The organism is Streptomyces sp. NPDC088732 (assembly GCF_044751205.1).
GTDB lineage: Bacteria > Actinomycetota > Actinomycetes > Streptomycetales > Streptomycetaceae > Actinacidiphila.
In genome coordinates, this window is sequence record NZ_JBIVLI010000012.1 from 75,589 (window position 1) to 88,928 (window position 13,340).

The window sequence follows — 13,340 nt, forward strand, 5'->3', positions numbered from 1 at the left end:
GCCGGGCGGCCCGCCTCGACAGGCCGAGCGGCGGGACCCGACGTACGCTCACCACATGTCCGAGGTGCACGCTGCCCGCAGGGAACGACTGCGGGACCGTTGCGCGGCGTCCGGAGCGGCGGCGGCGCTGGTCTCCCGCCCCGCGAACGTCCGCTACCTGACCGGCTGCGCCCCGCCGGGCACGGTGCTGCTGATCACCCCGGGGCCCGAGGACGTGCTGGTGCACGGCCGCCATCCCTCCGGCGACCTCGCGGAGGGCCGCCTCCCCGACGACGTGCGCACCGTCGTGCTGCCGTCCCCCGACGCGGACCCGGCGGTGGCCGCCGCCGCCCTGGCCGGCGAGCGGAAGGCCGCGACCGTGGCCGTGGAGGAGCACCACCTCACGGTCGCCCGGCACCGCGCGATGGGCGAGGCCGCGCCCGGCGTCCGCCTGACCGACCTGGGGACGGCCGTCGAGCAGCTCCGGCTGGTCAAGGACGAGCAGGAGATCTCCGCCCTGCGCATCGCCGCCGAGATCGCCGACCAGGCCCTCAGCGAGCTGCTGGAGTCCATCCTGGTGGGGCGGACCGAACGCCATCTCGCGCTGGAGCTGGAGCGCCGCCTCATCGACCACGGCGCCGACGGCCCGGCCTTCCCCACCTGCGTCGGCACCGGGCCGCACTCCGGCGCCTCGCGCCATCTGCCCACCGACCGGCGGGTCGAGGAGGGCGACTTCCTGACCGTGCGGCTGGGCGCCTGCTACCGCGGCTACCGCTGCGAGGTCGGCCGGACCTTCGTCATCGGCACGTCCCCCGCCGACTGGCAGATCGAGCTGTACGACCTCGTCTTCGCCGCCCAGCGGGCCGGCCGGGAGGCGCTGGCACCGGGGGCCGCCTGCCGCGACGTGGACCATGCCGCCCGGCACGTCCTGGAGTCCGGCGGCTACGGGGACGCGCTGGGGGAGAGCACGGGACACGGGGTCGGCCTGGAGATCGGCGAGGACCCTCGGTTGTCGCCTGCCGCCATGGGTAAACTGGACGCTTGCGTGCCGGTCACCGTCGAACCGGGGGTTCACCTCCCGGGCCGCGGCGGTGTCCGGATCGACGACACACTCGTCGTGCGTCCCCCGACGGACGGCGGGCCCGAGCTACTCACCATCACGACCAAGGAGCTGCTCGCCCTGTAGCGGGCGGGCACCTGTTTGGTCCCCGAAGCAGCAGTGCAGGAGATTCCGCAACCGTGGCCACCACGAACGACCTCAAGAACGGCATCGTGCTCAAGCTCGACGGCGGCCAGCTCTGGTCCGTAGTCGAGTTCCAGCACGTCAAGCCCGGCAAGGGCCCCGCCTTCGTCCGTACGAAGCTCAAGAACGTGCTCTCCGGCAAGGTCGTCGACAAGACCTTCAACGCCGGCGTGAAGGTCGAGACGGCCAACGTCGACAAGCGCGGGATGCAGTTCTCCTACAAGGACGGCGAGAGCTTCGTGTTCATGGACATGGACACGTACGACCAGATCTACATCACCCCCGAGGTTGTCGGCGACGCCGCCCACTTCCTCCTGGAGGGCTTCGAGGCCGTCGTCGCCATGTACGAGGGCGCGCCCCTGTACATCGAGCTCCCGGCCGCCGTCGAGCTGGTCATCGAGTACACCGAGCCGGGCGTCCAGGGCGACCGCTCCACCGGTGGCACCAAGCCCGCCAAGCTGGAGACCGGCTACGAGATCGGTGTCCCGCTCTTCATCACCACCGGTGAGAAGATCAAGGTCGACACCCGCACGGGTGAGTACCTCGGCCGGGTGAACGGCTAACCGTGGCCGCTCGTAACAAGGCCCGCAAGCGTGCCTTCCAGATCCTCTTCGAGGCGGAGCAGCGGGGCGTGGACCCCAAGTCAGCCATGGCGGACTGGATCAGGCTCGCCCGCACTGACGACCGGCAGCCGCCGGTCAGCGAATACACCATGAAACTCGTCGAGGGTTACGCCGAACGGGCGAAGCGCATCGACGAACTGCTCTCGAAGCACGCCGTGGGCTGGACGCTCGACCGGATGCCGGTCGCCGATCGCAACATCCTGCGGCTCGGTGCCTACGAGCTGCTGTGGGAGGACGACGTCCCCGATGCCGTCGCCCTGGACGAGGCCGTGCAGCTGGCCAAGGAGTTCTCCACGGACGACTCGCCGTCGTTCGTGAACGGCCTGCTGGCCCGTCTGAAGGAGCTCAAGCCGGGCCTGCGCGAGGATCTGCGCGAGGACTGAGCCGCCGTCCCGCGACACCGGCCCGGAACGCACCGCGTTCCGGGCCCGTCGTACGCCCGGGTGCGGCGGGCCAGGACGGCACACTGCCGCGGGCGCGGAACACAAGCGCCCCTGTGCGGTGTCCCAGGGGGCCACCGCACAGGGGCGTGAACGTTTCTGCTTCCCGAGGGTGTCAGCCCTCCTCGTGCTGCACCGCGCGCCGTGCGTCCGCGTCGAGGACGCCCCAGCCGATGAGCTGCTCGGTCAGGACCGAGGGCGACTGGTCGTAGATGACGGCGAGGGTGCGCAGGTCGTCCTGGCGGATCGACAGCACCTTGCCGTTGTAGTCGCCGCGCTGGCTCTGGATCGTCGCGGCGTACCTCTGCAGCGGGCCGGCCTTGTCGGACGGCACCTGGCTGAGGCGCTCGAGATCGAGGACGAGCTTCGGCGGCGGCTCGGCGGCACCACCAGGTGCGGAACCGGGCAGCAGCTCCTGGACCGGCACGCCGTAGAAATCGGCGAGCTCGGCGAGCCGCTGCACCGTCACCGCGCGGTCTCCACGCTCGTACGAGCCGACCACGACGGCCTTCCAGCGCCCCTGGGACTTCTCCTCGACGCCGTGGAGGGAGAGTCCCTGCTGTGTGCGGATGGCGCGGAGCTTCGCTCCGAGCTGTTTGGCGTAATCGCTGGACATAACGCTCCCCGGACGGAAACTCAGTAACTCACTGTGAGGTTACGCAGCGTAATTGGAATCCGTCAAGCCGAATGGTCCACACCGGTACCCCCGGACGAGCGAGGTCGTCGGCGCGTCACCCGTGACAGAGCAGGTCAGCGGGCCTGGTACGGTGGTCTCGTACGTTTTGGCGTCCTTTAAGGCCCGTCCAGTGAGGCGGGGAAGGAGGTCCATTTTTCATGGCCGCACACAGCGAGGCCTCAACGGTGCCGTCCCGGCCCGTGCTGGAGGCGCAGGACATCGAGCGGGTGCTGACCCGCATCGCCCACGAGATCGTCGAACGCGCCAAGGGCGCCGACGACGTGGTGCTCCTCGGCATTCCGACCCGCGGCGTCCACTTGGCCCGCAGACTCGCCGACAAGCTCGACGGCATCACCGGCGGCAAGGTCCCGGTCGGCTCGCTCGACATCACCATGTACCGCGACGACCTGCGGCTCGGCCCGGCCCGCGCGCTCGCCCGCACCGAGATCCCGGCCGACGGCGTGGACCGCCGCCTGGTCGTCCTCGTGGACGACGTGCTCTTCTCCGGCCGCACCATCCGCGCCGCCCTCGACGCTCTGGGCGACATCGGCCGCCCGCGGGCGGTGCAGCTGGCCGTCCTGGTCGACCGAGGCCACCGCGAGCTGCCCATCCGTGCCGACTACGTCGGCAAGAACATCCCCACCTCGCTGCGCGAGACCGTCAAGGTCCATCTGACCGAGGAGGACGGGCGCGACTGCGTCCTGCTCGGCGTGCGCGACGGCTCCCCGGCGGACGAGTAGCGCGGCTCCGCCCCGCCTCCCGGGGCACAGCCATGCCCGCCCGTCCCCGGCACGAGCCGTCCGGGAGACGCCGCGTGCCGCCCCTTCGCCCGCCCCCGCACGCATCCTCCGGAGTGACCGATGAAGCGCCACCTGATCTCGGCGGCCGACCTCACCCGCGACGACGCCCTCCTCGTGCTCGACACCGCCGAGGAGATGGCCCGCGTCGCCGACCGCCCCATCAAGAAACTCCCCACCCTGCGCGGCCGCACTGTCGTCAACCTCTTCTTCGAGGACTCGACCCGCACCCGCATCTCCTTCGAGGCCGCCGCCAAGCGGCTGTCGGCCGACGTCATCAACTTCTCCGCCAAGGGGTCCTCGGTCTCCAAGGGCGAGTCGCTGAAGGACACCGCGCTCACCCTGGAGGCGATGGGCGCCGACGCCGTCGTCATCCGCCACCACATGTCCGGCGCCCCGCACCGCCTCGCCTACTCCGACTGGATCGGCGGCAGCGTGGTCAATGCGGGCGACGGCACCCATGAGCACCCCACCCAGGCGCTGCTGGACGCCTTCACCATGCGCCGCCACCTGTCGGGCCCCGGCCGCGACCTGGCGGGCCGGCGGGTCACCGTCGTCGGCGACGTGCTGCACAGCCGCGTGGCGCGCTCCAATGTGCTGCTGCTGAACACCCTGGGCGCCGAGGTCACCCTGGTGGCGCCGCCCACCCTGCTGCCGATCGGCGTCGAGAACTGGCCCTGCGAGGTCTCGTACGACCTGGACGCGGTGCTCTCCAAGACCGACGCCGTCATGATGCTGCGCGTCCAGCGCGAGCGCATGAACGCCGCCTTCTTCCCTACGGAGCGCGAGTACGCGCGCCGCTACGGCCTCGACGGCATCCGCATGGCCGCCCTGCCGGAGCACGCCGTCGTCATGCACCCCGGACCGATGAACCGCGGCATGGAGATCACCGCCGAGGTCGCGGACTCGCCGCGCTGCACCGCCGTCGAGCAGGTCAGGAACGGCGTCAGCATCCGGATGGCCGTCCTGTACCTGCTGCTCGGCGGCGCCGAGCCCGCCGTCTCCGGCCCCGTCCCCGCCCGCACCGCTGAGGAGAGCAAATGAACACGAGCGCGACCCCGAGGACGCTGATCCGCGGCGCGAGGATCCTGGGCGGCGACCCGCAGGACGTCCTGATCGAGGGCGAGACGATCGCCGAGGTGGGCACGGACCTGGCCGCCCCCGGGGGCGCCACCGTGGTCGAGGCCGCGGGCAAGGTCCTCCTGCCGGGCCTGGTCGACCTCCACACCCATCTGCGCGAGCCGGGCCGGGAGGACTCCGAGACCGTCCTCACCGGCACCCGCTCCGCCGCCGCCGGCGGCTACACCGCTGTGCACGCGATGGCGAACACCTTCCCGGTCGCCGACACCGCCGGCGTCGTCGAGCAGGTCTGGCGGCTCGGTCGCGAGCACGGCTACTGCGACGTGCAGCCGGTCGGTGCCGTCACCGTGGGCCTGGAGGGCAAGCAGCTCGCCGAACTCGGCGCGATGGCGGACTCCGCCGCCGGGGTGCGGGTCTTCTCCGACGACGGAAAGTGCGTCGACGACGCGGTCATCATGCGCCGCGCCCTGGAGTACGTGAAGGCCTTTGACGGCGTCGTCGCCCAGCACGCCCAGGAGCCGCGGCTGACCGAGGGTGCCCAGATGAACGAGGGCGTCGTCTCCGGCGAGCTGGGCCTGACCGGCTGGCCTGCCGTCGCCGAGGAGTCGATCATCGCCCGCGACGTGCTGCTTGCCGCGCACGTCGGCTCCCGCGTGCACATCTGCCACCTGTCCACGGCCGGTTCCGTCGAGATCGTGCGCTGGGCCAAGTCCAAGGGCTGGGACGTGACCGCCGAGGTCACCCCGCACCACCTGCTGCTGACCGACGAGCTGGTGCGCTCGTACAACCCGGTCTACAAGGTCAACCCGCCGCTGCGCACCGAGGCCGACGTCATGGCGCTGCGCGAGGCGCTCGCCGACGGCACCATCGACTGCGTGGCCACCGACCACGCCCCGCACCCCCACGAGGACAAGGACTGCGAGTGGGGCGCGGCCGCGATGGGCATGATCGGCCTGGAGACCGCGCTGTCGGTCGTCCAGCACGCCATGGTCGACACCGGCCTGCTGGACTGGGCGGGCGTCGCCGACCGGATGTCCTTCCGGCCCGCCGTCATCGGGCGCCTGGCCGGACACGGCCGCCCCGTCTCGGCCGGTGAACCCGCCAACCTGACGCTGGTCGATCCGGCATACCGTGGTGAGGTGAATCCCGCGGGCTTCGCCTCCCGCAGCCGCAACACCCCCTACGAGGGTCTGGAGCTGCCGGGCCAGGTGTTCGCGACGTTCCTGCGGGGCAAGGCGACGGTCATGGACGGGAAGCTCTCGTGACACCTCTGGTACTCATCGCGGCGGAGGGCAAGCACTCCGCCCAGGTCACCGACTGGTCCGCCCGCATCGGCTGGGTCGTCGGGCTGCTGCTCCTCATCGCCCTCGTCTACTGGCTGATGCGCCAGGGCTGGAAGTGGCGCGGCACCCTCCAGGGGGACGTGCCCGGCCTCCCCACAGCCCCGGAGGAGCCCGGCGACGAGCCGCGGCCGGTCCTGCTGGCCATGGACGGCCGCTACCACGGCAGCACGACCGCGGGGCAGTGGCTGGACCGCATCGTGGCCCACGGCCTGGGGGTGCGCAGCCGTGCCGCGCTGACCCTGACGGACCGCGGCGTGGACGTCGTCCGCGCCGGAGCCCCGGACTTCTTCATCCCGGCCGAAGCCCTGCGCGGCGCCCGCCTCGACAAGGGCATCGCGGGCAAGGTCCTCACCGAGGGCGGCCTGCTGGTGATCACCTGGGCGCACGGCGACCGGGAGATCGACTCCGGCTTCCGCTCCGACCGCTCCGCCGAGCACAGCGCGTGGGTCGAGGCCCTGAACACCCTTACGCACGACCAGGAAGGCGCACGATGACGACCTCCGCCCAGCGGCCCGCGAGGGTCCCCGCCGTACTCGTCCTGGAGGACGGCCGCACCTTCCGCGGCCGTGCCTACGGGGCCGTGGGGGAGACCTTCGGCGAGGCCGTCTTCTCCACCGGCATGACCGGCTACCAGGAGACGCTGACCGACCCCTCGTACCACCGCCAGGTGGTCGTGATGACCGCCCCGCACGTGGGCAACACCGGCGTCAACGACGAGGACCCCGAGTCCTCCCGCATCTGGGTGGCCGGCTACGTCGTCCGCGACCCCGCCCGCGTGCCGTCCAACTGGCGCTCCCGGCGCACCCTGGACGAGGAACTGACCCGCCAGGGAGTCGTCGGCATCAGCGGCATCGACACCCGCGCCCTCACCCGCCACCTGCGCGAGCGCGGCGCCATGCGTGTCGGCATCTTCTCCGGCGACAAGGCGCACACCGACGAGGCCGCACTCCTCGCCGAGGTGCAGGCCGCCCCGCAGATGTCCGGGGCCGACCTCTCCGCGGAGGTCGCCACCAAGGAGCCGTACGTCGTCCCGGCCGTCGGGGAGAAGAAGTTCACCGTCGCCGCCCTCGACCTCGGCATCAAGGGCATGACGCCGCAGCGCATGGCCGAGCGCGGCATCGAGGTGCACGTCCTGCCCGCGGCCGCCTCCCTGGAGGAGGTCTACGCGGTCCGGCCCGACGGCGTCTTCCTCTCCAACGGCCCCGGCGACCCGGCCACCGCCGACCTGACCGTCATCCGGGGCGTCCTGGAGCGCGGCACCCCGCTGTTCGGCATCTGCTTCGGCAACCAGCTGCTCGGCCGGGCCGTCGGCTTCGGCACGTACAAGCTCAAGTACGGCCACCGCGGCATCAACCAGCCGGTGCAGGACCGTTCCACCGGCAAGGTCGAGGTCACCGCCCACAACCACGGCTTCGCCGTGGACGCGCCGCTCGACCAGGTCACCGACACCCCGTACGGGCGGGTCGAGGTCTCCCACGTCTGCCTCAACGACAACGTGGTCGAGGGCCTGCGGCTGCTCGACACCCCCGCGTTCAGCGTCCAGTACCACCCCGAGGCCGCCGCAGGTCCGCACGACGCCGCGTACCTCTTCGACCGCTTCGTGAAGCTCATGGAGGGCCAGCGTGCCTAAGCGCACCGATATCCAGTCCGTCCTGGTCATCGGCTCCGGCCCGATCGTCATCGGCCAGGCCGCCGAGTTCGACTACTCCGGCACCCAGGCCTGCCGCGTCCTGCGCGCCGAGGGCCTGCGGGTGATCCTGGTCAACTCCAACCCGGCCACGATCATGACCGACCCGGAGATCGCCGACGCCACCTATGTGGAGCCGATCACCCCGGAGTTCGTCGAGAAGATCATCGCCAAGGAGCGCCCGGACGCCCTGCTGCCCACCCTGGGCGGCCAGACCGCGCTCAACACCGCGATCTCGCTCCACACCGCGGGTGTCCTCGACAAGTACGGCGTCGAGCTGATCGGCGCCAATGTCGAGGCCATCAACAAGGGCGAGGACCGCGACCTGTTCAAGGACGTCGTCGCGGCCGTCAACGCCAAGATCGGCCACGGCGAGTCCGCCCGCTCCGTCATCTGCCACACCATGGACGAGGTGATCGCCGGAGTCGGCACCCTGGGCGGCTACCCGGTCGTCGTCCGCCCGTCGTTCACCATGGGCGGCGCCGGCTCCGGCTTCGCCCACGACGAGGAGGAGCTGCGCCGCATCGCCGGCCAGGGACTCACGCTCTCCCCGACCACCGAGGTGCTCCTGGAGGAGTCCATCCTCGGCTGGAAGGAGTACGAGCTGGAGCTCATGCGCGACAAGCACGACAACGTCGTGGTCGTCTGCTCCATCGAGAACTTCGACCCCATGGGCGTGCACACCGGTGACTCCATCACGGTCGCGCCCGCGATGACCCTGACCGACCGCGAGTACCAGATCCTGCGCGACATCGGCATCGCCGTGATCCGCGAGGTCGGCGTGGACACCGGCGGCTGCAACATCCAGTTCGCGGTCGATCCCGAGGACGGCCGGGTCATCGTCATCGAGATGAACCCGCGGGTCTCCCGCTCCTCCGCGCTCGCCTCCAAGGCGACCGGCTTCCCGATCGCCAAGATCGCCGCCAAGCTGGCGGTCGGCTACACCCTCGACGAGATCCCCAACGACATCACCGAGCAGACGCCGGCGTCCTTCGAGCCGACCCTCGACTACGTCGTCGTCAAGGTGCCGCGTTTCGCCTTCGAGAAGTTCCCCGCCGCCGACGCCACCCTCACCACCACCATGAAGTCGGTCGGCGAGGCCATGGCGATCGGCCGCAACTTCCCCGAGGCGCTGCAGAAGGCGCTGCGCTCGCTGGAGAAGAAGGGCAGCCAGTTCGCCTTCACCGGCGAAACCGGCGACAAGGGCGAGCTGCTGCTCACCGCGGGACGCCCCACCGACGGCCGGATCAACACCGTCATGCAGGCGATCCGGGCCGGGGCCACTCCCCAGGAGGTCTTCGACGCGACGAGGATCGACCCCTGGTTCGTCGACCAGCTCTTCCTGATCAAGGAGATCGCCGACGAGCTGGCCGCCGCGGGCAAGCTCGACCCCGAACTGCTCGCCGAGGCCAAGCGCTACGGGTTCTCCGACGCCCAGATCGCCGCGATCCGCGGGCTGCGCGAGGATGTCGTCCGCGAGGTCCGGCACGCGCTCGGCGTCCGCCCGGTCTACAAGACGGTCGACACCTGCGCCGCCGAATTCGCCGCCCGCACCCCGTACTTCTACTCGTCCTACGACGAGGAGACCGAGGTCGCGCCGCGCGAGAAGCCCGCCGTGATCATCCTCGGCTCCGGCCCGAACCGCATCGGCCAGGGCATCGAGTTCGACTACTCCTGTGTGCACGCCTCCTTCGCGCTGCACGACGCGGGCTACGAGACCGTCATGGTCAACTGCAACCCGGAGACCGTCTCCACCGACTACGACACCTCCGACCGGCTCTACTTCGAGCCGCTCACCCTGGAGGACGTCCTGGAGATCGTCCACGCCGAGCGGCAGGCCGGCCCCGTCGCCGGCGTCGTCGTCCAGCTCGGCGGCCAGACCCCGCTCGGCCTGGCGCAGGCTCTGAAGGACAACGGCGTGCGCGTCGTCGGCACCTCGCCCGAGGCCATCCACCTTGCCGAGGACCGCGGCGCCTTCGGCCGCGTCCTGGACCGGGCCGGCCTGCCCGCCCCCAAGCACGGCACGGCCACCACCTTCGAGGAGGCCAAGGCCATCGCCGACGAGATCGGCTACCCGGTCCTGGTGCGCCCCTCGTACGTGCTCGGCGGCCGCGGCATGGAGATCGTCTACGACGAGACCCGCCTCGCCTCCTACATTGCCGAGTCCACCGAGATCGGCCCGGACCGCCCCGTCCTGGTCGACCGCTTCCTCGACGACGCCATCGAGATCGACGTCGACGCGCTCTACGACGGCCACGAGCTCTACCTCGGCGGCGTCATGGAGCACATCGAGGAGGCCGGCATCCACTCCGGCGACTCCGCCTGCGCCCTGCCCCCGATCACGCTGGGCGGCCACGACATCAAGCGGCTGCGCGCCTCCACCGAGGCCATCGCCAAGGGCGTCGGCGTACAGGGCCTGATCAACATCCAGTTCGCGCTGGCCGGGGACATCCTCTACGTGCTGGAGGCCAACCCGCGCGCCTCCCGCACCGTGCCCTTCACCTCCAAGGCGACGGCGGTGCCGCTGGCCAAGGCCGCCGCGCGCATCTCGCTCGGTGCCACCATCGCCGAGCTGCGCGCCGAGGGACTGCTCCCGGCCCACGGCGACGGCGGCACCCTGCCGCTCGACGCGCCGATCTCCGTCAAGGAGGCCGTGCTGCCGTGGAGCCGCTTCCGCGACGTGCACGGCCGCGGCGTCGACACCGTCCTCGGCCCGGAGATGCGCTCCACCGGCGAGGTCATGGGCATCGACTCGGTCTTCGGCACGGCGTACGCCAAGTCGCAGGCCGGAGCCTACGGCGCGCTGCCGACCAAGGGCCGCGCCTTCGTCTCGGTGGCCAACCGCGACAAGCGGGCGCTGATCTTCCCGGCCCGGGCCCTGGTGGAGCACGGCTTCGAGCTGCTGGCCACCTCCGGCACCGCCGAAGTGCTCAAGCGCAACGGCATCGAGGCCACGATCGTCCGCAAGAAGAGCGAGGGCACCGGCCCGAACGGCGAGCCGACCGTGGTCGACCTCATCCACGACGGCGCGATCGACCTCATCGTCAACACCCCGTTCGGCACCGGCGGCCGCCTCGACGGATACGACATCCGCACCGCCGCCGTGGCCCGCGGCGTCCCGTGCCTGACCACCGTGCAGGCGCTCGCCGCCGCGGTGCAGGGACTGGACGCGCTCGCCCGGGGCGACGTCGGGGTCCGCTCCCTCCAGGAGCACGCGGAACGCCTGACCGCGGCCCGCGAGGCATAGGCCCGCGAGGGGGGCACCGCACACCGGTGCCCCCCTCGTCACGAGCCCCCCCGCCGGCCGCACCACCGCAGAAGGCCTCACATGTACGCGCTCCTGTTCCGCCTGATCTTCAAGCGCCTCGACCCCGAGCGGGCGCACCACCTCGCCTTCGGCTGGATCCGGCTCGCCGCCCGGATCCCCGTCCTGCGCACCTTCGTCGCCGCGCTGCTCGCGCCCCGCGACCCCGCGCTGCGGATCGAGGCCCTGGGCCGCCGCATGCACGGCCCCTTCGGGCTCGCCGCCGGGTTCGACAAGAACGCGGTCGGCATCGACGGGCTGACCATGCTGGGCTTCGACCACGTCGAGATCGGCACCGTCACCGCCCAGCCGCAGCCCGGCAACCCGCGGCAGCGGCTGTTCCGCCTGGTCGAGGACCGGGCGCTGATCAACCGCATGGGCTTCAACAACGAGGGATCCGCCGCGGTGGCCGAACGCCTGGAAGCCCGCACGGCGGTCTTCCCGACGACCGTCGGCGTCAACATCGGCAAGACCAAGGTCGTCCCCGAGGACGAGGCCGTCGCGGACTACGTGGCCTCGACGGAGCGACTGGCCCGCTACGCCGACTACCTGGTCGTCAACGTCTCGTCGCCCAATACCCCCGGACTGCGGAACCTGCAGGCCGTCGACCACCTGCGGCCGCTGCTCACCGCCGTGCGCGAGGCCGCCGACCGCACCGTGCCCGGCCGCCGGGTCCCGCTGCTCGTCAAGATCGCGCCCGACCTCGCCGACGCGGACGTGGACGCCGTCGCCGACCTCGCCCTCGAACTCGGCCTGGACGGCATCATCGCCACCAACACCACCATCGCCCGCGACGGGCTCGGCCTGCGCGCCGATCCCTCCCTGGCCGCGGAGACCGGCGGGCTGTCCGGCGCCCCGCTGAAGGCCCGCTCCCTGGAGGTGCTGCGCCGCCTGTACGCCCGGGTCGGCGACCGGATCACCCTGGTCGGCGTCGGCGGCGTGGAGACCGCGGACGACGTCTGGCAGCGCATCCTCGCCGGGGCGACGCTGGTCCAGGGCTACAGCGCCTTCGTCTACCAGGGCCCCTTCTGGTGCCGGACGATCCACCGCGGCCTGGCGACCCGCCTCGGGAACAGCCCGTACGCGACCCTCGCCGACGCCGTCGGCGCCGACACCCGGAAGGCAGCCGCCCCGTGATGACCCCCGAGCCCTTCGGCGCACGCCTGCGCCGCGCCATGGACACCCGCGGCCCGCTCTGCGTCGGGATCGACCCGCACTCCTCCCTGCTCACCGCCTGGGGCCTGGACGACGACGTCGCCGGCCTGGAGCGCTTCACCCGCACTGTGGTGGAGGCCCTGGCCGACCGCGTGGCGGTGCTGAAGCCGCAGAGCGCCTTCTTCGAGCGCTTCGGCTCGCGCGGGACCGCCGTCCTGGAGCGCGCGGTCGCCGACGCCCGTGAGGCGGGCGCGCTCGTGCTGACGGACGCCAAGCGCGGCGACATCGGCTCCACGATGGACGCGTACGCCGCCACCTACCTCGACCCGGCGTCACCGCTCTTCTCCGACGCCGTCACCGTCAGCCCCTACCTGGGCTTCGGCTCCCTGCGCCCGGCCCTGGACGCGGCGCGCGCGAGCGGCAGCGGGGTCTTCGTCCTCGCGCTGACCTCGAACCCGGAGGGCGCGGAGGTCCAGCGGTCAACCGCGCCGGACGGCAGGTCGCTCGCACAGGTGATGCTGGACCACATCGCCGCCGAGAACGCGGGCGCCGCGCCCCTGGGCTCCGTCGGCGCGGTCGTCGGCGCGACCCTGGACCGGGCCGGCGTCGGACTGGCCGTGAACGGTCCGCTCCTCGCCCCCGGAATCGGCGCCCAGGGGGCCACGGCCCAGGACCTGCCGAGGGTCTTCGGCGACGCGGTGCGCAATGTCGTGCCCAGCGTGAGCCGGGGCGTTCTGCGGCACGGTCCGTCGGTCTCCGCGCTGCGTGAAGCGGCCCTCCAGCAGGCCGCGGAACTCGCCGAAGCCGTCAAGTAGGAGTCAAGACGTCCGGAAACCTGCTCAGTTTTGTCCGGAAAGTCCTGGTCGATTGACGCTGACCAGGACTTTTCTTCTTGTTTGCGCTGACTGTGAGCGTTCGGGCCGCTAGTCTCCGACGAGAGCGCGCAAGGTGCGCGTTTCACGTTGCCCCTGCAGGTGGGGGGCAGCTAGGTTCCACACCGATCCGTATCCGAC

General features: G+C 71.7%; 12 protein-coding genes. 11 read left to right on the forward strand and 1 reads right to left on the reverse strand.

Annotated elements, in window-relative coordinates; genetic code table 11:
- Nucleotides 1-55 precede the first annotated feature (55 nt).
- From ACIP9H_RS21165 to nusB, 3 genes are read left to right on the forward strand one after another with little or no spacing between them, the layout of a single operon-like run.
- The gene (locus ACIP9H_RS21165; protein WP_401594194.1) at nt 56-1,165 is read left to right on the forward strand and encodes an aminopeptidase P family protein; all 1,110 of its coding nucleotides are present in this window, start codon (nt 56-58) and stop codon (nt 1,163-1,165) included.
- Nucleotides 1,166-1,218: 53 nt separating this feature from the next.
- Entirely contained in the window at nt 1,219-1,785 is a 567-nt protein-coding gene (efp, locus tag ACIP9H_RS21170; protein ID WP_401594197.1) for an elongation factor P, read from the forward strand.
- A gap of 2 nt (nt 1,786-1,787) precedes the next feature.
- On the forward strand, nt 1,788-2,228 hold the full coding sequence (gene nusB, locus ACIP9H_RS21175) for a transcription antitermination factor NusB (protein WP_360914908.1): 441 nt from the start codon (nt 1,788-1,790) through the stop codon (nt 2,226-2,228).
- A gap of 172 nt (nt 2,229-2,400) precedes the next feature.
- Here nusB and ACIP9H_RS21180 read toward each other — a convergent pair whose 3' ends face one another.
- A complete protein-coding gene (locus tag ACIP9H_RS21180) occupies nt 2,401-2,901 on the reverse strand; it encodes a transcriptional regulator (RefSeq protein WP_319134973.1) in 501 nt (166 codons plus the stop codon).
- Nucleotides 2,902-3,119: 218 nt separating this feature from the next.
- Between ACIP9H_RS21180 and pyrR the strand changes: the two genes are divergently transcribed.
- The 8 genes from pyrR (at nt 3,120) to pyrF (ending at nt 13,142) form a co-directional block, all read left to right on the forward strand.
- A complete protein-coding gene (gene pyrR, locus ACIP9H_RS21185; RefSeq protein WP_401594202.1) occupies nt 3,120-3,701 on the forward strand; it encodes a bifunctional pyr operon transcriptional regulator/uracil phosphoribosyltransferase PyrR in 582 nt (193 codons plus the stop codon).
- Between the two features lie 120 nt (nt 3,702-3,821).
- Nucleotides 3,822-4,802, forward strand: a complete 981-nt coding sequence (locus ACIP9H_RS21190) for an aspartate carbamoyltransferase catalytic subunit (RefSeq protein WP_401594205.1) — start codon at nt 3,822-3,824, stop codon at nt 4,800-4,802.
- Nucleotides 4,799-6,103 (forward strand): dihydroorotase, encoded by a 1,305-nt coding sequence (locus tag ACIP9H_RS21195; RefSeq protein WP_401594208.1) that lies wholly within the window; start codon nt 4,799-4,801, stop codon nt 6,101-6,103. The genes ACIP9H_RS21190 and ACIP9H_RS21195 overlap by 4 nt, the downstream gene beginning before the upstream one ends.
- Complete coding sequence (locus tag ACIP9H_RS21200; protein WP_401594211.1) at nt 6,100-6,675, forward strand: hypothetical protein; 576 nt, start codon at nt 6,100-6,102, stop codon at nt 6,673-6,675. Before ACIP9H_RS21195 ends, ACIP9H_RS21200 begins: the two co-directional genes overlap by 4 nt.
- Complete coding sequence (carA, locus tag ACIP9H_RS21205) at nt 6,672-7,811, forward strand: glutamine-hydrolyzing carbamoyl-phosphate synthase small subunit (protein WP_401594213.1); 1,140 nt, start codon at nt 6,672-6,674, stop codon at nt 7,809-7,811. The genes ACIP9H_RS21200 and carA overlap by 4 nt, the downstream gene beginning before the upstream one ends.
- The gene (gene carB, locus ACIP9H_RS21210; RefSeq protein WP_401594215.1) at nt 7,804-11,115 is read left to right on the forward strand and encodes a carbamoyl-phosphate synthase large subunit; all 3,312 of its coding nucleotides are present in this window, start codon (nt 7,804-7,806) and stop codon (nt 11,113-11,115) included. Before carA ends, carB begins: the two co-directional genes overlap by 8 nt.
- Before the next feature lie 81 nt (nt 11,116-11,196).
- Complete coding sequence (locus ACIP9H_RS21215) at nt 11,197-12,309, forward strand: quinone-dependent dihydroorotate dehydrogenase (RefSeq protein WP_401594218.1); 1,113 nt, start codon at nt 11,197-11,199, stop codon at nt 12,307-12,309.
- On the forward strand, nt 12,309-13,142 hold the full coding sequence (gene pyrF / locus ACIP9H_RS21220) for an orotidine-5'-phosphate decarboxylase (RefSeq protein WP_401594221.1): 834 nt from the start codon (nt 12,309-12,311) through the stop codon (nt 13,140-13,142). Before ACIP9H_RS21215 ends, pyrF begins: the two co-directional genes overlap by 1 nt.
- Nucleotides 13,143-13,340: the final 198 nt, after the last annotated feature.

Bases quoted from the DNA above. Each gene is read 5' to 3' on its own strand.
- ACIP9H_RS21165 (WP_401594194.1), top strand. From the start codon at position 56: ATGTCCGAGGTGCACGCTGCCCGCAGGGAACGACTGCGGGACCGTTGC.
- ACIP9H_RS21180 (WP_319134973.1), bottom strand. From the start codon at position 2,901: ATGTCCAGCGATTACGCCAAACAGCTCGGAGCGAAGCTCCGCGCCATC.
- pyrR (WP_401594202.1), top strand. From the start codon at position 3,120: ATGGCCGCACACAGCGAGGCCTCAACGGTGCCGTCCCGGCCCGTGCTG.
- ACIP9H_RS21190 (WP_401594205.1), top strand. From the start codon at position 3,822: ATGAAGCGCCACCTGATCTCGGCGGCCGACCTCACCCGCGACGACGCC.
- ACIP9H_RS21195 (WP_401594208.1), top strand. From the start codon at position 4,799: ATGAACACGAGCGCGACCCCGAGGACGCTGATCCGCGGCGCGAGGATC.
- carA (WP_401594213.1), top strand. From the start codon at position 6,672: ATGACGACCTCCGCCCAGCGGCCCGCGAGGGTCCCCGCCGTACTCGTC.
- ACIP9H_RS21215 (WP_401594218.1), top strand. From the start codon at position 11,197: ATGTACGCGCTCCTGTTCCGCCTGATCTTCAAGCGCCTCGACCCCGAG.
- pyrF (WP_401594221.1), top strand. From the start codon at position 12,309: ATGACCCCCGAGCCCTTCGGCGCACGCCTGCGCCGCGCCATGGACACC.